The sequence below is a fragment of the Mesorhizobium sp. M0870 genome (assembly GCF_040319775.1).
GTDB lineage: Bacteria > Pseudomonadota > Alphaproteobacteria > Rhizobiales > Rhizobiaceae > Mesorhizobium.
This window is the reverse complement of sequence record NZ_JAMYOI010000003.1, coordinates 208,268-229,889: the sequence shown is the minus strand read 5'-3', so window position 1 is coordinate 229,889 and position 21,622 is coordinate 208,268. Positions and strand designations below refer to the sequence as shown.

General features: G+C 63.0%; 19 protein-coding genes and 1 pseudogene. 8 read left to right on the top strand and 12 right to left on the bottom strand.

Annotated elements, in window-relative coordinates; genetic code table 11:
* Positions 1–150 precede the first annotated feature (150 nt).
* Positions 151–2,931 carry a type VI secretion system ATPase TssH gene (gene tssH / locus NKH97_RS05985; RefSeq protein WP_352440776.1) on the top strand — a complete coding sequence of 927 codons (2,781 nt, stop codon included), beginning with the start codon at positions 151–153 and terminating at the stop codon, positions 2,929–2,931.
* Positions 2,932–3,662: 731 nt separating this feature from the next.
* On the opposite strand, the pseudogene NKH97_RS05980 reads toward tssH, so the two are convergent.
* Positions 3,663–3,878: pseudogene (locus NKH97_RS05980) on the bottom strand (L-2-hydroxyglutarate oxidase); the annotation flags it as partial.
* A 318-nt stretch (positions 3,879–4,196) separates the two neighbouring features.
* On the opposite strand from NKH97_RS05980, the gene NKH97_RS05975 reads away from it, so the two are divergent.
* Positions 4,197–5,543, top strand: a complete 1,347-nt coding sequence (locus tag NKH97_RS05975; RefSeq protein ID WP_352752469.1) for an NAD(P)/FAD-dependent oxidoreductase — start codon at positions 4,197–4,199, stop codon at positions 5,541–5,543.
* Positions 5,544–5,600: 57 nt separating this feature from the next.
* Here the strand turns inward: NKH97_RS05975 and NKH97_RS05970 are convergent, their stop codons facing one another.
* The 6 genes from NKH97_RS05970 to NKH97_RS05945 form a co-directional block, all read right to left on the bottom strand.
* The gene (locus tag NKH97_RS05970; RefSeq protein ID WP_352795733.1) at positions 5,601–6,869 is read right to left on the bottom strand and encodes a D-tagatose-bisphosphate aldolase, class II, non-catalytic subunit; all 1,269 of its coding nucleotides are present in this window, start codon (positions 6,867–6,869) and stop codon (positions 5,601–5,603) included.
* Positions 6,869–7,855, bottom strand: coding sequence for a tagatose kinase (locus NKH97_RS05965; RefSeq protein WP_128302642.1), 987 nt, complete (start codon positions 7,853–7,855; stop codon positions 6,869–6,871). The genes NKH97_RS05970 and NKH97_RS05965 overlap by 1 nt, the downstream gene beginning before the upstream one ends.
* Positions 7,856–8,010: 155 nt before the next feature.
* Complete coding sequence (locus NKH97_RS05960) at positions 8,011–8,640, bottom strand: HAD family hydrolase (protein ID WP_128302641.1); 630 nt, start codon at positions 8,638–8,640, stop codon at positions 8,011–8,013.
* Positions 8,640–10,160 (bottom strand): FGGY-family carbohydrate kinase, encoded by a 1,521-nt coding sequence (locus NKH97_RS05955; RefSeq protein ID WP_352795730.1) that lies wholly within the window; start codon positions 10,158–10,160, stop codon positions 8,640–8,642. The genes NKH97_RS05960 and NKH97_RS05955 overlap by 1 nt, the downstream gene beginning before the upstream one ends.
* A gap of 162 nt (positions 10,161–10,322) precedes the next feature.
* The gene (locus NKH97_RS05950; protein WP_352440771.1) at positions 10,323–11,123 is read right to left on the bottom strand and encodes a BtpA/SgcQ family protein; all 801 of its coding nucleotides are present in this window, start codon (positions 11,121–11,123) and stop codon (positions 10,323–10,325) included.
* 39 nt (positions 11,124–11,162) lie between these two features.
* Positions 11,163–12,023, bottom strand: coding sequence for a DeoR/GlpR family DNA-binding transcription regulator (locus NKH97_RS05945; RefSeq protein ID WP_352795728.1), 861 nt, complete (start codon positions 12,021–12,023; stop codon positions 11,163–11,165).
* 164 nt (positions 12,024–12,187) lie between these two features.
* On the opposite strand from NKH97_RS05945, the gene NKH97_RS05940 reads away from it, so the two are divergent.
* From NKH97_RS05940 to NKH97_RS05915, 6 genes are all read left to right on the top strand, one after another.
* Entirely contained in the window at positions 12,188–12,988 is an 801-nt protein-coding gene (locus NKH97_RS05940) for an SDR family NAD(P)-dependent oxidoreductase (protein WP_352610107.1), read from the top strand.
* Between the two features lie 175 nt (positions 12,989–13,163).
* The gene (locus NKH97_RS05935; RefSeq protein ID WP_352440768.1) at positions 13,164–14,339 is read left to right on the top strand and encodes an ABC transporter ATP-binding protein; all 1,176 of its coding nucleotides are present in this window, start codon (positions 13,164–13,166) and stop codon (positions 14,337–14,339) included.
* Complete coding sequence (locus NKH97_RS05930; protein ID WP_081734746.1) at positions 14,336–15,160, top strand: carbohydrate ABC transporter permease; 825 nt, start codon at positions 14,336–14,338, stop codon at positions 15,158–15,160. Before NKH97_RS05935 ends, NKH97_RS05930 begins: the two co-directional genes overlap by 4 nt.
* A 95-nt stretch (positions 15,161–15,255) precedes the next feature.
* Positions 15,256–16,551: an extracellular solute-binding protein gene (locus tag NKH97_RS05925; protein WP_352795725.1), complete on the top strand. Its 1,296-nt coding sequence runs from the start codon at positions 15,256–15,258 to the stop codon at positions 16,549–16,551.
* A gap of 113 nt (positions 16,552–16,664) precedes the next feature.
* The gene (locus NKH97_RS05920; protein ID WP_127395315.1) at positions 16,665–17,579 is read left to right on the top strand and encodes a carbohydrate ABC transporter permease; all 915 of its coding nucleotides are present in this window, start codon (positions 16,665–16,667) and stop codon (positions 17,577–17,579) included.
* Positions 17,580–17,638: 59 nt separating this feature from the next.
* Complete coding sequence (locus tag NKH97_RS05915) at positions 17,639–18,172, top strand: hypothetical protein (protein ID WP_352795723.1); 534 nt, start codon at positions 17,639–17,641, stop codon at positions 18,170–18,172.
* Positions 18,173–18,187: 15 nt separating this feature from the next.
* Here the strand turns inward: NKH97_RS05915 and NKH97_RS05910 are convergent, their stop codons facing one another.
* The 5 genes from NKH97_RS05910 to NKH97_RS05890 are packed head-to-tail and all read right to left on the bottom strand — an operon-like array spanning position 18,188 to position 21,617.
* Positions 18,188–18,781 (bottom strand): hypothetical protein, encoded by a 594-nt coding sequence (locus tag NKH97_RS05910; protein WP_352795721.1) that lies wholly within the window; start codon positions 18,779–18,781, stop codon positions 18,188–18,190.
* Positions 18,778–19,368, bottom strand: coding sequence for a L,D-transpeptidase (locus NKH97_RS05905; protein ID WP_352795720.1), 591 nt, complete (start codon positions 19,366–19,368; stop codon positions 18,778–18,780). Before NKH97_RS05905 ends, NKH97_RS05910 begins: the two co-directional genes overlap by 4 nt.
* Positions 19,352–20,515, bottom strand: a complete 1,164-nt coding sequence (locus NKH97_RS05900; RefSeq protein ID WP_352795719.1) for a CpaE/TadZ family protein — start codon at positions 20,513–20,515, stop codon at positions 19,352–19,354. The genes NKH97_RS05905 and NKH97_RS05900 overlap by 17 nt, the downstream gene beginning before the upstream one ends.
* Complete coding sequence (locus NKH97_RS05895; protein WP_023809120.1) at positions 20,512–21,135, bottom strand: TadE/TadG family type IV pilus assembly protein; 624 nt, start codon at positions 21,133–21,135, stop codon at positions 20,512–20,514. The genes NKH97_RS05900 and NKH97_RS05895 overlap by 4 nt, the downstream gene beginning before the upstream one ends.
* Entirely contained in the window at positions 21,129–21,617 is a 489-nt protein-coding gene (locus NKH97_RS05890; RefSeq protein WP_023809119.1) for a TadE/TadG family type IV pilus assembly protein, read from the bottom strand. Before NKH97_RS05890 ends, NKH97_RS05895 begins: the two co-directional genes overlap by 7 nt.
* Positions 21,618–21,622 lie beyond the last annotated feature (5 nt).

Below are 21,622 nucleotides of genomic sequence, written 5' to 3'. Positions count from 1 at the left end.
ATGCATTACACCGAGGCGGACAATTGCGTGGTTGTTTGCATCTGATGGCGCGGCACTCTCCACAAGTGGAAGGGGCGCTGTTCATCACGCTTTGTCAAGTGACGGCTTATGTGGCAGGTTATCGACTGGCAGATTGCAGGAGCACGTTCGATGGAACAGCGCCGGTCATCGCAGACCTTCAAACGCAAGGAACTGGTCGGCAAGCTCAATCCTGTCGGTGTGCGCGCCTTCAAGGCTGCGGCCGACACCGCCAAACTGCGCGGCAATCCTTACGTCGAGCTCGTCCACTTCATCGAGCAACTGGTACTTTCCGACCGTTCGGATATGCAAATGATAATCGCCGATGCGGGCCTTGATGCGAGCCGGCTCACGGCCGATATGACCCGCGCCGTCGACAAGCTGCCTTACGGCGCAACGTCGATCGAGGAATTTTCCGACCATATCTTCCATGCCATCCAGGAAGCCTGGAACCTAGCCACGCTGGAGTTCAGCGTCGAGGAAGTCCGCAGCGCCCACATTCTCCTTGCCTGCCTGAAGACGCCGGTCCTGGAAGGCCTGCTGTCGAAGATCAGCGGCGAGTTTGACAAGATCGACGCCGCCGCGGTCATCGCACGGTTCGCCGTTGTCATGGAGGGCTCGCTCGAAGCCGGCGCCTCGACCACGGTCTCCACCGCAGAGGCGCCGCGGCGGCCTCCGGGTGGGGATTCGGCGCTGGCGAAATACGCCACCGACCTGACCCAGCGCGCCCGCGACGGTAAGATAGATCCGGTTGTCGGCCGCGATCCAGAGATCAGGCAGATCGTCGATATCCTGATGCGACGCCGGCAAAACAACCCGATCTTGACCGGTGAGGCCGGGGTCGGCAAGACCGCGGTCGTCGAGGGCTTTGCCTTGCGTATCGCTGCGGACGACGTGCCGCCGACACTGCAAGGGGTCAGTGTGCGCATGCTCGATGTCGGATTGATGCAGGCGGGTGCAAGCGTAAAGGGGGAGTTCGAAAAGCGGCTGAAGGCAGTCATCGATGAGGTGCAGTCTTCCGAAACGCCGGTCATCCTGTTCATCGATGAGGCTCACACCTTGATTGGCGCTGGCGGCGCGGCTGGAACAGGCGACGCGGCCAATCTGCTGAAGCCGGCGCTGGCGCGCGGCGAACTGCGCACGATCGCGGCAACGACCTGGGCCGAGTACAAGCAGCATATCGAGAAGGATCCGGCGCTGACCCGCCGTTTCCAGGTAGTCAAGATCGACGAGCCGTCCGAGGCGGTGGCCGTTCTCATGTTGCGCGGTATCGCCGGCGTTCTTGAACAGCACCACAAGGTGCAGATATTGGATGAGGCGATCGAGGCGGCGGTTGGTCTCTCGCATCGCTATATCCCGGCGCGGCAACTGCCTGACAAGGCGGTGAGCCTTCTCGACACCGCTTGCGCCCGTGTCGCCATATCGCAGCACGCCACGCCGGCGGAGGTCGAGGACATCATGCGCCGACGCCAGGCGCTGGAGGTCGAGCGCGGCATCATCGGTCGCGAGGCCGCGATCGGCATCGAGGTGAGCGACCGGCAGGCACGGGTCGACACCGGGTTAGCCGAAACCGAAGTCATGCTCGCCGCCGCACAGGAGCGTTGGGACGGGGAAAAGGCACTCGTTGCCGAAATACTCGAACTGCGCGCCAGGCTGCGTGGCGAAGGTGTGCCGCTCGATGCGGTGGAGACGCCGGAGACCAATAGGGAAACAGCAGGCACGGACTCGGTTGAGACTCCGCTGCCCAAGGTCGAAACGCCCAAGACCAAAACGGCCAAAATCAATGTGGAGGCACCGGCGGCTGCCAATGCCCCTCCACCCGATCCGGCCGCCGATCTCACCCGGTTGCGCGAACTGATGGTCGAACTGGCCGAGGCGCAAGGCGAGACGCCGCTGATCCTGCCGTCGGTCGACCGCAACGCCGTGGCGGCGGTCGTTCAGGACTGGACCGGCATCCCGACGGGGCGGATGCTGTCGAGCCAGACCGAAAAAGCGCTGCGGCTGGCCAGCACTCTGTCCGAACGCGTGGTCGGCCAGGATCACGCCATGGAGATGATTGCCAAGCGTGTGCAGACCAGCCGCGCCGGGCTCGGCGCGCCGGAGAAGCCGGTGGGCGTGTTCCTGCTCTGCGGCCCCTCGGGCGTTGGCAAGACCGAAACCGCATTGGCCTTGGCCGAGACGCTCTACGGCGGCGAGCAGAACCTGATCTCGATCAACATGTCCGAGTTCCAGGAGGCGCACACGGTCTCTACCTTGAAGGGGGCGCCGCCCGGATATGTCGGCTACGGCAAGGGCGGCATCCTGACCGAGGCGGTCCGCCGCAAACCCTATTCGGTGATCCTGCTCGACGAGGTCGAGAAGGCGCATCCTGACGTGCACGAAATCTTCTTCCAGGTCTTCGACAAGGGGATGATGGACGACAGCGAGGGCCGGCGCATCGATTTCAAGAACACGCTGATCCTGCTCACCTCGAATGTCGGCTCCGAAGTCATCATGGATCGGACCAGGAATGGCACGCTGCGGGCAGGGCTCGACGATCTGGACACCGCGCTGCGCAGCCCGTTGCTGAAGGTCTTCCCTGCGGCCTTTCTTGGCCGGGTGGTGACCATTCCTTACTATCCGCTTTCGGGTTCGATGATCGAAGCGATCACCCGTCACCAGTTTGCCAAGATCGCTCGCCGGCTGCGTGCGACCAACGACGCAGAATTGGTGATCGGCGATGGCGTCATGGACCTAGTCAAGGCCCGCTGCACCGAGATCGAATCCGGCGGGCGGATGATCGATGCCATCCTGACAAACACGCTGCTGCCGGAATTGAGCCGCGGCGTGCTGAACCGCTCGCTCGAGGGCGAAAGGATGACAAGGGTAACCGTCGGCGCCTCCAAGGAGGGCTTCACCTATTCCTTCGAGTAAGGAAAGTTGATGACGGTTTGCTTCGGCTTCTTCGTGCATAGGCAAGCTGAGCCGACTAGCCTGGGAGCGGCCGGTGGCGGTGAATTCGTATGACGCAATCGGTTAGAAGAATGACGGTATTCTTTTACCTGCCACGACACCGGATCTGCGAGTGGCTTTAGTCAAACACGCTGCGGCCGCTGTGGGCGAAGGCATCCAAGGGTCGCGGAGAAGGTGCTACAGATTGTGATACCTATTGTGATACAAATCGGACGTTGGAGCAGAAAAAACATAATAAAAACAATAGCTTGATCCGGGGATAGGTCCCAGCCAAGGGTACCATAAATAGTCAGGTCATTTCAAAGACTTAAAGATTTCTGGCTTAGCCAAGCTGGCTTGAGTGTCAGTGCATTCTGTGGACGTGTACCATAGGGAGCTCGTCGAGCTATGCCTATGACGGTCGAACCTGCGACGTCGGCCGTCGTTTCGCTTGAGATCTTTGCGCAGCCAAAAATGCCGGCGTCCACAGGAGGCTAACGCTTGCGGAAACCGCAGGCCTGAGGCCGAGCGGCTATGGCCGGCAGGCCAAGTACCTTCTCGCCGGGAGCGGAATTGCTGGCCCGGTGGTGAGCGGATCTGGTTCTGACGCAAAAGCTGCGTTGCCCGCGGCCGGTGCCCCAATCCCTTTCTTGGCCAAGACGGATACTCCAGCGTTCAGCGGGCGTTGCGGCTCCATGCATACCGCCTCGTTTTCAGCAGCCCTGCATGAGGCGATCTCGAATCATCTCTGCAATCGGGATCGCCGAGGAGGCGGCGGGTGAAGGGGCGTTACAGACGTGCAGCATGCGGTCCGTTTGTGCGAACAGGAAATCATGGATGAGGGCACTGTCTTTGCGCACGGCTTGCGCGCGGATGCCTGCTTCGTGCGGGAGCAGGTCGGCGAGGCCGAGGCTCGGACAGTATTTCCGGCCAACAGCATCAGGCTGCAGCCGGGATATGTCTCAACCAGCCGCATGGCCGTCGCCAGGCCGACGATGCCGCCGCCGATAACGCAATAGTGGGGCACGCTTGCACAGTCGCCAGCCTTTGGCCGGCAGTTTCAAAACTCATTGTCCAGAGGGGCTTCCAGACCCGCGATCTGTCGCCGTCCTTGTCGGCAAGCAGTAGCTGACGATCAATCTCCTCGCGTGGTATCGACATTTCACGGCGGCCAGATATCGCTGCCCAGATCTCGCTGCCAGCGTGGACCGGATGTCGCCGCAGCATACCAAGAAGGACGGTGCTCTTTGACAATCTTCCCCTTCACCGAAGCCACCCCGATCCAGTTCCAGCAGCCCCTGCCGAAGACTTCGGACGTCGTGATCATCGGCGGCGGGGTCATTGGCGTGAGCACGGCACTGTTCCTGGCGCGACGGAACGTCTCGGTGACGCTGCTGGAAAAGGGCCGCATCGCCGCCGAGCAATCCTCGCGCAATTGGGGCTGGATCCGGCAGCAGGGCCGCGATGCCGACGAACTGCCGATCGTCATCGAAGCGCAGCGCCTCTGGCGGCAACTGGCGCAGGAATGTGGCGAGGACATAGGACTGAAGCAGACGGGCGTTACCTATCTTGCGCGGACAGACAAGGAGATGGCCGGTTTCGCGAAGTTTCTCGAGATTGCCCAGGCTCATGGCGTCGACACGCGTCTCCTCGACCAAGGTGAGTTGGCAAGCCTGATCCCGGCCATGTCGCGACCGTTCAAAGGCGCAATGATCACCCCATCGGACATGCGGGCGGAACCTTGGGTCGCGGTGCCCGCGCTTGCTCGCCTGGCGGCCCGCGAAGGTGTGACGATCATCGAGAATTGCGCGGCACGTATGCTCGACATCTCCGCGGGACGCATCAGTGGCGTCTGGACCGAGAAAGGGCGCATCGCGACCTCGAGCGTCGTCGTCGCCAGCGGCGCGTGGACGTCGCTCTTTCTGCGCGCCCACGGCATCTCGATTCCGCAGCTCAGCGTCAGGGCGACCGTCGCCGCGACAGCACCGATGCCGGAGATCCACGCCGGTGCCGCCGCGGATGAACGCATCGCTTTCCGGCGCAGGCAGGATGGCGGGTATACGCTCGCATCGGGAGGCAGCAGCCAACTCTACATAGGGCCGGACGCATTTCGCCATGCGGGCAAATATTTCAGCGCCCTGATGGCCAATCCCTTCGGCACGCGCTACCTGCCGGCCGCGCCGCGAGGATACCCGGATGGCTGGTCGACGCCGCGCAGATGGAACGCGGATGAAGAAAGCCCTTTCGAACGGATGCGGGTCCTCAATCCCGCTCCCGAGACGTCGGCGCTCCGCGCCATCGACCGCGGGTTCAGGGAGCTTTTCCCTCAGTTCACGACTGTACCGCTCAAGGCGAGCTGGGCGGGCATGATCGATGCGATGCCTGATGTCGTGCCCATCGTCGATCGCGCCGCTGCGATCCCGGGTCTCGTTATAGCGACCGGGATGAGCGGCCACGGCTTCGGCATCGGACCCGGCATCGGCCGTGTGTTGTCCGACCTCGTCCAAGGCAACGAGACTGGGCACAACCTCTATAGGTTCCGTCAATCCCGTTTCAGCGACGGCAGTCCGATCCGATTGGGGCCATCGCTGTAAGCGTTCCTGCCGCCCGCCAGCCCATCCGCTCTGGCCTTGAAGGACCGGACGAGGATCTCAGGTGCCGCATGCCCGGGCGTAGGCCTCGATGCTCCGCCGGACGTGACCGATCGCGATCTCCTCGACGTCGCAGGCGCGGTCAGCCCATGTGACTGCAGAAGGCAGGTGCTGGAGAAACAGCATCACCGGCACCTTGCGGCCGTTCAACGTATCGAAGAGACGGTTGCAGGCGGTACGGGCTTGCGGGATCGCCCAATAATATCGGATGCGATCGGAATAGGAGTAGTGGCGCAGCGTCCGCTTGTCGGCATCGCTTCCATGATAGTGGCTTGCCCAATTCTTGGGGGTGCCTTGCATCAGCTCTTCCATTGCGTGGTAAAGCGGCCGCTCGCCATAGTCAGGCACCAGGTCGGAAGCGATCAGGTCGAGCGAGTACAGCGCCTCGCGCAGCTTGAAGGTCAGCTCGGGTCCGACCTTGAGGACGGCGAAGCCGTCCTCGACGAGTTCACGCAACGGCCTCTCACCCTGATAGTCCGTCGAATGGGCTTCGAAAATGAGCGACGGCAATCTGTCGAGGGTTGCCGCCAGGTCGCGGGCCTTTGCCCGATCGTAGAAAATCACATTCTGGTTGCCGAACTCCACGCCCGGCTGCACCACAAGCCCGATGACGCGGGAAAATGCGCTTTCAAGCCCGGCGGTTTGGAATGCCTGGGCGTGAATGGCATGTGTCTGGCTAGCCGCCTCCGGACTGGTCGGGGTGATCGCATCCAAAGCGTGATCGGCGCCACCGGGCGGCGGCACCTCCGTCCCGATGATGTAGACCGGGCTTGCCCCGCCGCTCTGCGCTGCCGCCTGCTCCGCGACGCCCGCCAGCCTGGCCGCGCGCCCGGCCACCGTGTGGTCGTCTAGCGTCGCCGGTTCACCCGCGCAGCCCATCGAAGCATCGAGGTGGATCTTGCGGAAGCCGGCGCGGACATAGGCATCGACCATCGTCCCGGCCTGCGCCATCGCCTCCTCGGCGGGCCGGTCTTTCCAGGGATTAGGACCGAGATGATCCCCGCCAAGCACGATCAGCTCTTCCGGGCACCGCTCGGCTGCCGCGAGCGCTTCCACCATCGCCGCGAAATAGGCCGGCGTCATGCCCGTATAACCGCCCAGATGATTGACCTGATTGCACGTCGCCTCGATCAGCACGGTGGTGCCGGTTTCCCGGCCGTGGCGCAGTGCGGCTTTAAGCACCAGCGGGTGCGCCGAGCACACCGAGGTTACCCCGATTTTCTTCCCGTCTCTGTGCAGGGCCGGCAAATCTTCGATCGCCACACGCATCAATTTCTTCTCGCCGTTCTTGCCATGAAATCTTCCAGCTCGGCCGGCGTGCCGGCTCCCTCCATGGGACCGTGGCGTGTGACGTTGCGCGCCCCTGCCGCGTTGGCGAATTCGAGCGCCGTCTGCAGCGCCATGCCCAGCCGCCGGCATGCGACATAGGCTCCCCCGAAACAGTCGCCGGCGCCGGTGGGGTCCGTTTCCTCGACGATGAGGCCGGGGCAATCGGCGCGGGCTCCGGTGCTTTGACGGGCTGACGCGCCATGTTCGCCGCGCTTCACAGCGATCTCCTTGACCCCTCGTCTGAACAGCGCCTCGATCGCGCGTTCCTCCCCGTCCGTGCCGGCGGCCAGGAACAATTCATTGCCCGACGGCAGCAGCAGGTCCGCTTCGTCCACCAGACCGGCGAATTTCTCCTCGGTCTGGCCGTGCGCCAGCAATTCCTTGCGCAGGTTCGGATCGAGCGACATCGTGCCGCCGCGTGCCTTGATCAGCGGGATCGCGCGTTCGGTGATCGCCCAGGCTGCGGGACTTGCGAACACCGTTCCCATGACATGGATATGCCCGCAACGCGCGATCAGCGCCTCGACCTGCGGGGTCCATTCCAATCGAGCGGCGGCGGATTTGGCGATGTTGTAGACGAAATCGCGGCTTCCGTCCGTGCGGTAGCGAACAAAGGCGCTGCCCGTCGGATAATCCGGGGAAACAGCGATGGCGGAAGTGTCTACGCCGTCCCGCTTCAGGCGCTCCACGTTGACGACGCCGAAATCGTCGTCGCCGACCACGCCCACCATTGCGGCCGCTCCGCCCATACGTGCGCATTGATCGATGAAGATGGCGGGCGCGCCGCTCGGAAAGGGGCCAATGAGGTCGATAGGTTCCCGGAAGCCGGTGCCTGTCTGCCTCGCGACGATCTCTACCAGGATTTCTCCAATCGTCACGGTTGGCCCGAGCGAGTCCGCTGCAAGTGTTTGGGGGAGGTCGTTCATCAAGCGTCCATCCTGGTGTGGTGTCGTTTGCGGTTTCACGACGCCGAGGCGCAAGGGGGATTCCTACCGGTCGATGTGAATCGATCAGTTGCCATCACGCTACGATCCTGATGCATGGTCAAGCGCACACCTGGAAGGTAACGACGCGCAAACCCTCAGCCTGGAAACAGATCCAGGATCGACGACAGACGGTTGGTGCTGAGATCGACGTCGCCGAGCAGGCCGCCACTGGGGAGATAGCCAACCACGAACAGACCGGCGGCTCGTGCTGCCTTAGTGCCGGTGCGGCTGTCTTCCACGGCCACCACCGACCCTGGAGCTACGGCGAGCTGCCGGCAGGCCTCGCAATAGGGCGTGGGGTCGGGCTTGCCGGCCGACACGTCGTCGAGGCTGATTGTGAGACTCATATGATCGAGCACGCCGAGCGCATCGAGATTGGCATTGACGACTTGCCGGCCGGAATTCGAGACGCAGACCTGCGGGACGCCGCGGTCAGCCAGGGTCCGAATCGTCTCGACCGCCTCGGGGATTGGGACGGCGTTCGCCCGGTTCGCGACGTAGTGGGCATTGATAGCGGCGAGCCACTCCGCCTGGTCGAGCCCGACTGGGAGACGCGGACGCAGCATTGTCCAGACGTCGCCCATATGGATGCCGCGAAAGGCTTGGTCGGGCAGGTCGTCAAGATCGACGTTCCAGTTGCGGCAGCCGGCGAGGAGGGATTGATGATGCAACGGCTCGCTGTCGATCAGCGTTCCGTCGATGTCCCAGGCGACGGCGCGATACATCACGATGACGATCCCGCTCTGGTCGCGCCAGGAGCCGACAGGCGCGCATAAAGATCGCGATAGCGGCGATAGCCGTCGCGGTAGATGTCAGCCTTGCGCGGGTCGGGATCGAGCCGGTCGGCGAAGCTGACGAAACCGGAAACGCCCGACCAGTCGTCGGTTAGGCCGACGCCGATCGCCGCCGTCCAGGCAGCGCCGATGCAAGAGCCGGGGTGCCCGGTCAGGCGTTGGACCGGCTTTTGCAGGACATCCGCGACAATCTGCATCCAGACCTTGCTGCTTGAGCCGCCGTCGGAGGCGAGATAGCGCTCGGTCCGGTGGCCCATGTCGTTGAGCACCTCGACATGATGCGCGATGGCAAAGGCATAGGCCTCGAGCAAAGCGCGCCAGACATGGCCGATATCGTGCGACAGCGTCAGCCCATCGATCACGCCACGGGCCGCTGGATCATGGATCGGCGTCTTCTCGCCGAGGAAATAGGGCAGGATGATGAGGCCATCGGCACCGGCGGGACGCTCTGCCGCCAGCGCATCGAGCCGCTGGTGTACCGAACTACCCTCGGCCTGTGCCGCGACCATCTCGCCGCCGGCGAAATTGCGTACGAACCAGTTGAGGCCCGAGCCGCCGGTCGACATGCAGCCATTGGGCATGAACAGGCCCGGCACCAGATGGTAATCGAGATACATGCGCGGATCGGGCTTGATCTGGTCGGTAGCGATCAGGATATCGACCGAGCCACCGAATTTCAGGAGGACATCGCCTGCCTTGGCGACGCCGGCGCCGAGCGCGGAGGCGATCATGTCGGCCGCACCGCCGACAACCGGTGTTCCCGCTACCAGGCCGGTCTCATCCGCGGCCTTCGCCGAGACGGAACCGAGGATTTCATGCGAGGCGATCTTCCGTGGCACGGCCGAGCGCGGTATGTGCGCGAGCGCCACCAGATCGCCGTCGATCCGGTGTGTCGAAACATCGACGAAGCCGGCCTCCAGCGCCCAGTTCTGCTCGACCGCGCGTTCGCCGGTGAGGCGCCAGTTGATATAGTCATAGGAGCCGAAAACGGTGGCGATGCGGCTGAACACCTCCGGCTCGTGACGCTCTATCCAGCGCAGCTTTGCGGTGACGAGCTGTTGGTTGATGCCGTTGCCGGCCTTGGCGATGAATGCCGTCTCATCGCATTCGGTCCGCAGTTCGGCAACTTCGGCGCCACAGCGGCCGTCGCTCTGCTGGATGCTCGGCCGCAGCACCTCGCCCTGGTCATCCAGAAGAACGACCGCTGGCAGCATGCCGGTTGTGCCCAATGCCACGATCTCCTCGGCTTTGATGCCGCTGGTCCTGAGCAGCTCCTGCACGATGTCCCGGACATTGGTCCACCATTGCGCGGGGTCTTCCTCAGCCCAGCCCGCGTGCTCTGAATGTAGCGTGACGGGGCGCGAGGCGAGGCCCAGCACCTGATCGGGAAGCCGGATCAGAATGCCGATCGTCGAGGTGGTGCCGATATCGAGCCCTAGAACGAACGCCATGTCGAATCCATTGAAATGCTGGGAACGGCCGGCGGGCGAACCCGTCTGCCTCGTTGTGTCCCGCTGCTCGATACCAGTCGATCATTCCGGACGCCGGCCTGCAACGATCGATATGATCACCGCGAGCCGGCGCGATGGCCGGCATCGCTGTGGAAGCCGCCCTCAGCGCAAACTGGCGACAACATCCATGAAGCGCTTGACCCGATCGCCGTCAACGGCGTTCCAGGTATTGCCATCGATCTTGAAATGGGTGCCGATCACGACGCCGCTCGCCAGCGAAAGGACATCGCGGACATTGTCGATGTTCACGCCGGTGTTGGCGAAGACCGGCACGTCCTTGATCGTCTCGCAGACGCTGCGCAGGTGGGACTGGTCGGCCGGCTGGCCAGTGATCGGACCGGAAACGAGGATGGCGTCGGCCATCGACGAGAACACCGCGCTCTTGGCGCGCAATTCAATAGGACGCTGGTCGAGCGAGTGTGCGAACTCTGCATTGATGTTGAAGAGAAGCTTCATGTCGTCGCGGCCAAGATTGTGCCGCAGGCGCGAGGCGGCGGCGCAATCGGGCTCCCACAAGCCCATGTCGGAAGCGAACAGGCCGGTGAAGATCTCGCGCACGAAACGGGCTCCGGTGGCAGCCCCGATCGCGACGCTGGCGGTCGGATCCCAGAGATAATTGACGCCAAACGGCACTTTCAGTTCGGGCTTCACCGCCTGGACGATCGCAGTCATGGCGGCAATGCCTTCCGGCGGCGCCTTGAAGACATAGGGGCGGTCGTTCTCGTTGCCGAACATGATGGCATCGACGCCGCCGCTCTGCAGCTTGCGGATGTCGGAGAGTACGCCATCGATCAGCTTGTCGAGGCCGCCATCGGCATCATAGAGGGGCGTTCCCGGCAGGGCACCGATGTGGGCCATCGAGATGACAGCCTTCTTCTTGTCGCCGAAAAATTCAAATACCATCGAGTCGTCTCCTTGGGGATAAAGTGAGAATGTTGCGCCTCAGTCGCGCGTCAGTGGCGGCGCGATGCGCAGGTCGACCTTGGCCGCGGCGAGCGCCGCGGCGATGTTGGCCGGCGGCTCGGCATCGGTGATGAGGATATCGATGTCCGATAGTGGCGCTATCCGCACCAGCGACATGCGCAGGAATTTGGCGGAATCGCAGAGCACGATCTTGGTGCCTGAGCGTCTCAGATAGGCGCGCTTCATATCGGTATCATCGAAGGAATAGTCGAAAAGGCCGTCCGCCGTGATGCCGGAGACGCCGATCACGGCGACGTCGAACCACAGCGCCTCGAACTGGGCGATAGCCGCGGGTCCGCCGGTCGACATCTCGTCGGCTCGTACGCGGCCGCCGGCAACATAGACTTCGGGCATACCGCCGTTCAGCGCCGCCGCGATCCTGAGGCTGTTGGTGAACACCTTGGCGTGCGGAAGGTCCTTGAGGTGCTCGGCCATCAGATAGGTGGTGGTGCCGACATCCAATGCGATCGTGCGGTATCCCGAAACCAAGGCGGCCGCGGCGGCGGCAATCGCGGCCTTCGGGTCACGGCGCTGGCGCAAGCGCGAATCGAAACTCGGCTCCTCACTGTCCATGGCGACCAGCGGCGGGTTATCGGCCTCGATCGCGCCGCCATGGATTCGCACCAGCCTGCCCTCGCGTTCCAGTTCGACGAGATCGCGGCGGATCGTCATGTCGGAAACGGCGAGTTCGGCCGCTGCCGCGGCGACGGTGAGCGACCCGGTCCGGCGCAGGAAAGCGAGGATGCGGGCTTGTCGATCGTGCGCGAGAAGGCGCTGACGATCGGCATCGCGCGGTGCGCCATGCGTGGATGTCTCAGGAGCGGCGGTGTCGTCTGCCATCGATGTATCCGGTGGGTAAGCCGCTGACGAAGCGGTCTGCAGTTTTGACTCTATCGCATGATCAAACATTTTCAAACAAAAATATGTTTGCAGTGTTCGAATTTATGGTATGCATCTCCATATCAACAGAACGCATTCCGTCACCAAGCAGAGAGAATACGACCATGCCGGCTGTCTCCGTCATTCCTCCAGTGCTTGCCGAACTCGCGGGCAAGCGTGCCTTCGTGACGGGCGGCGGCGCGGGGATCGGTCGCGCGATCGCGACCGCCCTGACGCGGCAGGGCGTCGCCGTGGCGATCGGTGATCTGGATCCCGACGCGGCACGCAAGGCGGCTGAGGAAATTGGCGGCGATGCCGCCGCCGTCACGGTCGATGTTCGCCGCCGCGATTCCGTCGAGACGGCCTTTGCCACTGTGCTGGAAGCGCTAGGCGGCTGCGACATCCTGATCGCCAATGCCGGCGTGTCCACCATGCAGCATGCGCTGGACCTGACCGACGAGGAGTGGGACTTCAACTTCTCCGTCAATGCACGTGGTGTATTCCTGGCAAATCAGATCGCTGGACGGCATTTTGTCAAGCAGGGCACGGGCTGTATCGTCAACACCGCCTCGCTTGCGGCGAAGGTCGGTGCGCCGCTCCTGGCGCATTATTCGGCGTCCAAGTTCGCCGTGCTCGGCTGGACGCAGGCCTTTGCCCGCGAGCTCGCGCCCAAAGGGATACGCGTCAATGCCGTCTGCCCGGGGTTCGTCAAGACCGGCATGCAATCGCGAGAAGTCGAGTGGGAGGCGCATCTGCGGCAAGTCACGCCCGAACGGGTGGTCGCCGACTATATCGCGCAGACGCCGCTCGGCCGGCTCGAGCTGCCGGAGGATGTCGCCGACGTCGTCGTCTTCCTCTGTTCGGATCAAGCCCGCTTCATGACTGGCCAGGGGGTCAACGTGACCGGCGGCGTCTACATGACCTGACGGCTTTTGGCGGCTGTAACCGGATCCTGATGCTGGCACGCGCCATCCAAAAAAAGTGAACACATATGATCAGAAGGCAGGCTTTCAATGTTATATTTTGTTCTCTAAGATGACCGTTCGCTCGACTCCGGCCTTCGGCGTTCAGCCGGGTCAGACGGGTTCATGAGGAAAGTCTATGGCGTCTATCGAGCTCGATCGCGTTTCCAAGCTCTACGGCAATGGCAATTACGGGGTGCATGAGGTCGATCTCACCATTCCTGACGGTGAATTCGTGATCTTTCTCGGCCCGTCGGGATGCGGCAAGTCGACGACGCTGCGGATGATTGCCGGCCTGGAGAGTATCTCTTCCGGCGATCTCCGCATCGGTGGCAAGAGCGTCGCCAATGTCGCGCCGCGCGACCGCAACGTCGCGGTGGTTTTCCAGAGCTACGCGCTCTATCCGCATATGTCGGTGCGGCAGAATATGGCCTTCGGGCTGAAGATGCGCGGCACCGACGCAGCGGTCATCGATGCCAAGATTGCGGACGCCGCTAACCTGCTCGGGCTGCAGAATCTTCTCGGCCGCAAGCCGGCAGCGCTTTCGGGCGGCCAGCGGCAGCGTGTCGCGCTCGGTCGGGCGATCGTTCGCGAACCGGCGGCCTTCCTGCTTGACGAGCCGCTGTCCAACCTCGATGCGCAGCTGCGTGCAGAGATGCGGCTCGAACTCGTCAAGCTGCACCGGCGCCTTGGCCGCACCATCGTCCATGTCACGCATGACCAGGTCGAGGCCATGACCATGGGCGATCGCATATGCATCATGCGCGATGGTCGCCTGGTCCAGGCCGGCCGGCCGCTTGAAGTCTATGCCGACCCGGTCAACACCTTCGTCGCGCGCTTCCTGGCGACGCCGCCGATGAACCTCATTCCGGCCACGCTTCAGCCCGCACCTGGCGAAGGGCTCTCCGTCGTGACCGACAGTGGTGCCGTGCTTACCGTCCCCGCCCGCCACCGCAACGCCTATGGCGAGCGTGTCGGGCGCCGCGTCATTCTGGGCGTTCGAGCCGAAGATTTCCACGAACGCGCCGACAAGCCGGACTGGCAGAAGATTGCCGTACGGGTCGTGGCCGTCGAGGCTCTCGGCGCCGAGAACGTCCTGATCGGCCAGATCGCGGGTCAGGCCACCGGCAAGGATCATGCCCACCCCGCCGGAGACGACAAGCCGTTGGAGATCGCCGCCCGCCTGAGCCGTTATTTCACGGCGCCCGTCGGCTCGATCGTCGAGCTCTACATCGACCCGCTGCCAATGCACCTGTTTGATCCCGAGACCGAACTGGTCATCGCGCGGCCGAGCCTCATGGGGGCCACTCGATGATGGACAGAAACGAACGGCCTGCCTTTCGCCGCCGCTTCGGCCTGCATTTCGGGCTGATTGTCGTTTGCGCCATCGTGCTGCTGCCGCCGCTCTGGGTGCTGCGGACGAGCTTCGTGCCCGAGCAGCTATCCTACAGCAACGAGCTGATGCCGGCCTTTACGACGGACAATTATTCGGCGCTGCTGTCAGGTCGCTTCGGTCAGTCCTACCTCAACAGCCTGATCGTCGCGCTCGGCTCGGTTCTGCTCGCTTTGCCTTTCGCCGCCACCACCGGCTATGCCTTCGCCCGCTTCCGTACGGGCGGTCGTTGGGCGCGCTTTGCCGTTCTGGCGACGCAAATGCTGCCGCCCGTGGCGCTGGTGCTGCCGACCTTCACGCTGTTCCGAAGCCTGGAGCTCAGCAATTCGCTGACCGGGCTGATCATCGTTTATGCCGCGCTCAACCTGCCTTTCCTGACCTGGATCCTGATGGGCTTCTTCGAAGGCATTCCAGTCGATCTGGAGTGGGCGGCGATGACCGACGGCGCGACCGCCTGGGGCGCCTTCTGGCGCATTGTGCTGCCGGTGTCGATGCCCGGTATCGCGGCCGCCGGCGTGCTCGGTTTCATCCTGGCGTGGAATGAGTTTTTGTTTGCCCTGGTTTTGAGCGGGCCGAAGACGGCGACCATACCGGTTGCGCTCGCCGCGTTGCAGACCTCGAACGGCGTCCAGATCGCCAAGGTTTCTGCCGGCGTCGTGCTTGCCATCCTGCCGCTGGTCGTGGCTTCCCGCTTCATCCAGCGTTTCATCGTCCAGGGCTTGACGTTCGGCAGCGTGAAATAGGCCGGCCGCTCCGAGAGCCGACATGGCTCGCTAGCCGGTTAGGAAATCGTGGCGGGATCACCGCCGCGTCCAGAGGGAAAGAGGAGTAGAGAGTTATGACTTGGAACAAGCAGACCTTGATCAAAATGCTGATGACGGCCGTGAGCGGGGCAGCTGTTGTCAGCGCATCGCTTCCGGCCAGGGCGGCTGAGCCCATCACCTTGCACGCCTTGATGGAGGACGTGCCGGAAACCAAGATCATCGAAGCGCTGTTGCCCGAATTCGAGAAGCAGACCGGCATCAAGGTCGAGTTCGAGAAGATCGGCTATCCCGACATGCACGACAAGCTGGTGTCCCAGCTGACCGCGCCGCAGAGCTACTACAATGTGCTCGAGGTCGACTTCCTGTGGGCCGGCGAATTTCCGGCCGCCGGCTGGCTCGCCGATCTGAAACCCTTCGTCGAGAAATCCAAATACGATCTGAGCCCCTTCATTCCCTCGACGCTTGACCTGCTCGGCCGGACCAAGGACCAGCTGTTTCTGGTGCCCATGTACAACTACTCGATGGGCCTCCTCTACCGCACGGACCTGATCGGCGACGAGAAGCTCAAGGCCGCCTACAAGACGGCAACCGGCAAGGAGCTCGCTTTGCCGACGACGCCCGAAGACTATGTGACGATTTCCAAATTCATGAAGGCCAATGCCGGCGTCGCCGGAGCCGCGATGCAGGGCCAGCGCGGCGATCCCAACAGCATGGAATTCTCCAATTACCTGTTCTCCGCCGGCGGCAGCTATCTCAATGCCGACGGCAAGGCGAGCCTCGACACGGCAGAGGCCAAGAAGGCGCTCGATCTCTATGTCGACAACATCCAGCACGGCGCCCAGCAGGGTGCCGTGTCGGCGACGCTCGATGACACCATGCGCCTGATGTGCAGCGGTTCGGCCTTCAGCATGGTCACCTATTGGTGGATGCTGCCGCAGATGGACGATGCCGTGAAGTGTCCGACGGTCGCCGGCAAGGTCGGCCTGTCGGTGATGCCGGGTGGCCACGGCGAAAGCGGCGGTTGGGGCTGGGGCATTCCCAAGAACACGTCGCCGGAAGAGCAGGAAGCCGCCTGGACCTTCATCCAGTGGGTGCAGAGCAAGGATGTTTCGGTGAAGCGCGCGCTCGAGGGCCACGCGCCCGTGCGCAGCGATGTCTATGCCGATGCGGCGGTGCTGGCGAAATATCCCTTCTACAAGACCGCCGAGGATGTGGTGGCGACCGGCAAGTCGTTCCCGATCTTCACCTATTCGGCGCAATACGAGGATCTGCTCGGTACCCAGCTCTCGCTGGCGGCTGGCGGCCAGGCGACATCGGACGCGGCGCTGAAGGCGGCTTCCGACGGCTTGCAGGGGCTCCTCGATAAATAGCGGTCCGGCTCGGCAAGGAGATCCGGCGCGGCGGTGTCAGCCGCGCCGGATCTTGTCCAGACCCCGGATCTTGACGAGATCAGCAACGCCACCCCGACCAAGGCTCGGCTACGATGCACAATGCGATCAAAAAAGGATGGGCTGCCCGTGGCCGCGAGTGGCGGACCGGCTGGGCCTTTGCCTTGCCCGGCCTGCTGCTGCTGGCGATCGTGATGGGCTTTCCGCTGGCCTATGCCTGCATCCTCTCGATCTCCTCGATGACCTTGATCAAGCCGCAGCTTCTGCCGCTTGTCGGGTTCAAGAATTTCGCCTCGATGATCGGCGATGAGCTGTTCTGGAACGCGCTCTGGCTCACCGTGCGCTATTCGGCGGTGACGGTTGTCGGCGAATTCGTGATCGGGCTCGGCATCGCCCTGATGCTCAACCGGACGGTCCGGATGAAGCCGGTCTATTTCGCGGTTCTGACCATTCCCATGGCGATGTCGCCGATCAGCGTCGCCTTGATCTGGCGCATGCTGCTCCAGCCCAATCTCGGCATCGCCAATCATCTGATGGAAACGTTCGGCCTGCCGCGCCTCGACTGGCTGGGCACGCCAGGCATGGCGCTCTGGACGATGGCGGCGATCGACATCTGGCAGCAAATGTCCTTCGTCGTGCTGATCCTCGCCGCGGGGCTCGCTGCTTTGCCGCGCGATCCCTATGAGGCGGCTGAAGTGGACGGCGCGCGCGGCTGGCAGCAATTCTTCTACATCACGCTGCCGATGCTTCGGCCGGTCGCGGCGATCACCATCATCATCCAGCTGATCAACGAGTTCCGGACCTACGATCTGCCCTATGTCCTGACCAAGGGCGGGCCAGGCAATGCGACCGAGGTGCTGAGCTTCTTTGCCTATCGCCGTGCCTTTCTCGGCCTTTCGCTCAACGAAGGCGCGGCAGCCGCGTTCGTGCTGCTGCTGATCGTCCTTCTGCTCACCGTGATCTTCTTCGCCGTCCTCGAACGCTCGCAATCGGGAGAGGGCCGGAAGTAGGCTGTTAAGCCTTGAGCAATCTATACGGCCTATCCTGGCTTGCAGATTGTCGAGGGAACATGAAACGCAAGCCGCTTCTGCTTTTCGCCTTTCCGTTTCTCATTCTGGCGCTCCTGGCAGGGGAGCGCATTGCGACCTTGTTGCTGGGCACATACCCAGCCAGCCCCACCGCATGGCGGCTATGGCTTGAACTGCGCCCTCTGTCGACGGTGCTTTGGCAGCAGGTCGATGTCTGGCTGGGCGGCTCCATGGCTCTCGACGCCGTCATTCTCGCCGCGGCAGCGATCGTCTGCTGGGTGGCGTGCCACACCAAAAAGTCGGCATTCTCGTTCCTCGCCAACCACGTCGCCTTGATTTTCGCTGGCCTGATGATCGCCGTCGGCAGCCATTCGGAAACGGCGAGCACGATTGCCGAATTCACCTCGCCCAAGGGTCTTCCGTATTCGCTGGCCGTCGATTTCACCTTGAAGAACAGCCTGGTTCTGCTTTTGGGCATCGTGGCCTGTGCCTACTGCCACATCGCCTTCCTCACTGAGGCGCGGGAGCGGTCCGTCCGGACCATCCGCATCCTGGCGCTGCAGCGCGATCTCTAGAGCAATATATGGCGTCTAGTTGATCCGGCGGTAATAGACCTTGCCGTCGGGCTGCTGGATGCGCTGGTAGTTGGAGCTTGGAGCAGGGGGCGAGGCCGATGCGATTCTCTTCCTGGGTGCGGGCGCTTCGATGACGCCGGGTTCGCTCGCGCTCTCGCCGTCGAGGGCTTCGGGCGCTTGTGCCAGCGTGCTGGTGGCGATCTCGGACGGTTCTTGCGCACCCGGCATGGTCTCGCCACCGGCGACCGGCACATTGCGCCCCAACCGGGCAATGTTGCCATCGATCTCGTTGAAGCTGCCTTGCAGCTGGCTGTCCAGTTTCTCGAACCGGCTCTGAAAACCGTTGTTGACCGTGTCGAGCCGGGCCGCGATCCGCTGCTCGAACGCGCCGAGCTGCTCCAGCCGCGCTTCGACGAAACGCAGGTCGCTCATGCCCCGATAGAGATAGACCGCGGCCGCCATGTTGACCGCGGTGATCAGAAGCGCGCCACCGGCGACGATGACGCCGATCGTCTTTGCCTTGCTGGGTTTCCCGGTGGCAACCGGGTCGCGCTGTTCCTGGTTTCCGATATCGATCGCCGGCATGTCCGGTTCGCTGATCATCGTCATTGGACCACCACCTTTGCGCCGACAGCGACGCGTTTGAAAAGATCGATCACATCCGTGTTGGTGAGACGAAAACAGCCCGATGTCCCGTCGAAGCCGACACCCGACGGGGCGTTGGTGCCGTGAATGCGGTAGAGCGTGTCGCGCCCGTCCCGCGACAGGTAGAGCGCCCTTGCGCCGAGCGGGTTGTAGGGGCCGGCGGGCACCATTTTCGGCAGCTCCGGCTGGCGGGCCCGCATTTCCTGCGGCGGGCGCCACTCCGGCCATTCGGTCTTCGCCCCGACCTTGACGACGCCCGTCCAGCCGAACCCGTCGCGCCCGACGCTGATCTGGTAGCGCAGCGCCTGGCCCTGGCGGGTCACCAGGTAAAGCGCCTTCTCGTCCTTGCGGATGATGATCGTTCCCGGCTGCTCGGCGGTTGCGAAGGCGACGGCCTTGCGCAGGCTGGGGCCCATCGCCGGCAGCGGCGGCCGCTCGACAAGTCCCGATCGCGCCTCGGCGAAGTCGTGGACGGACAGCGCCAGCGCCACGCCGAGCACGCAGGCGCCGGCGAGCTTTGGGACGATCCGATATCTATCGGGCAGCGTCATCGAGCCGCTCTTTGAACATCCGCTTCAGATCCTTGTTGAAGCGCGCCCGTCCATCCACTTCCGATGGCGGGATGGCCCTGTTCAGCGCGTCGGTCAGAAGCGCGTTGTCCAGCGCGACCGACTTGATGTGCGGCGCCTTGAAGATCTTCTCGAGCTCGCTGCGCGAAAAATGGTTCCCGAACCATTTGCGTTTGTGCTTGTTGGCGACCAGCGTGATCGAGACCGCATTGCCGCGCAGCTCGCGGATCTTCTTGTAGAGCCGCTTGCCTTGCCGCAGCGACGCGACGTTGAGCTCGAAGACGATGAAGATCTCGTCGCTCGTCGACAGCACGGAATTGTGCCAAGGCGTTTCGAGGTTGGGCAGGTCGATGACGATGTCGTCGAAGCGGTAGGCGACGAGGTCGAGCAGCCGGAAGACGAAATCGCTGCCATGCGGCTCGAACGGCAGTTGCGGCCGCTCGAATGCGTAGAGCGTGAGCCCGGACGGGCGCGACAGCTTGATCACGTCCATCAGTTCGACATCGAGCCGTTCCGGCTGGCCGATGATGCCGGCAAGATCGAACTGGTTGAACAAATTGAGATAGGCGCCGCAATTGGCGCTCTGGAAATCGAGATCGACCAGACAGGTGGAAGCCGCGCGCTCAGTCGATTTCGAGGCCAGGAATTCGGCCGCCGACAGCGCCAGCGTCGTCGCACCCGCGCCACCGCTGGCGCCGATGAAGGTGATGATCCGGCTTTTCGTTCCCTGGTTGCCGGTGTCGTGGAAGGTCACCGCGTTGAGCAGCTCCTTGCCGTCGAGCGGCTTGTGCAGCCAGTCCGAGGCGTTCATGCGCACCAGCACGCGCGTCCGTTCCGACGTCAGCTCGTCGGAAACCGCGATCAACGGCACATCAGCCCAAAGCGCGCGCGCCTCGACGATGCCGGGCCTGCCGAGCAACTCGCCATTGCCGAGATCGAGAATGACGATGCCCGGGCGCGTGTCGGCGGGCGGCCCCTTGAGAAAGTCGCTCGTCTCGGAAACCCTGACGTCATAGATCGCCAGCGCATCGAGCCGCGTTGCAACATCGCGCTTGAAATTCGGATCCGACGAGAACAGCGCCACCTGCTTGCGCTTGGTCGGTGTAACCTTGGTGTTGATGGCATTCATGGCCAGGTACTTTTCATGTCTTCGCCCGTGACCGTGCTCAGCATGGAGGGCATGGTGATGTTTGCGAATCCGAGGAAGAAGAACTGGAAGGGATGATTGGTGATGCTGACGGTGATGGTCGGCACCGGTCCACTGGGGCGCGTCCAGTAGCCGAGGCCGGACGCTTGATATTGTATCCGCACCTCGGACTTCGCCAGCATCGGCAGGAATGTCTGCATTCCTGCCCGGTTGCTGTTGCCGCTGAAAATGAAATCAAAGGCGGCCTGGCTCACATTAAGGTTCTGGCACGTGGCGCCTGTGCCACAAGTGCAAGTAACGCTTCCAGCGGAATTGGCCGTACAGACATAATTGTAAGTGTTTGCGGGAACCGCTGTTCCGACTTTGGTTGCATCGCTCTGCGTAATTGTTTCGAGTAGCAGCCCGCTGGCGACGGGGGTGGAAATCTGCGCCAGCCTTGCGCCGGCTTGCACCGCTTTGTTCCCTGCATTCCATTGGTAAAAGGCGTAGCCGAAATCGACGAAGCCAAGCAGAAGCGTCAACAGTAGCGGCATCACTATGGCCATTTCGACCATAGTCGCTCCGGACTGGTTGGCCCAAAACTTGATGCGCTCCGTCACCATCCAATAACTCGTTCCTGATGGGACACGCTCAGCGTGACAGCACCAAAGCCAAGAGACGACCAGACGCCTGAATAAGAATAGGAGGTAGTGACGTCCACGACATCGACAGTGCTCTTGCTGCTAAGATAAAGCTGCGTGCCCGTGGCCACATCAACCGCGTCCAGCGAGGCCGCCGTGGTGATCTCAACTGCCGTCGGCAGCCATCCGGTCACTCTGGCGCTGCCGTTGGCGACCGCCCCATTGGCTGCAAGGTTTTCGGCCCGGCCCTTGCAAGTCGCCCAATCGCTACTGCATCGTGCCATGTAGCGAGCCGCATCCTCAACACCGGCTTCGAGAAGCAGGCGCGTGTTCAGGATGTTGGAGAACTCAAACACACCGGCCGACAACAGCAACACGAGTGGTATGGTGATCGCGGCTTCCACCAAAGCAGCGCCATTTTCGTCGCCTCGGAACCGCCTGATGATTTTGCCGAACCTGGTCATGTCGA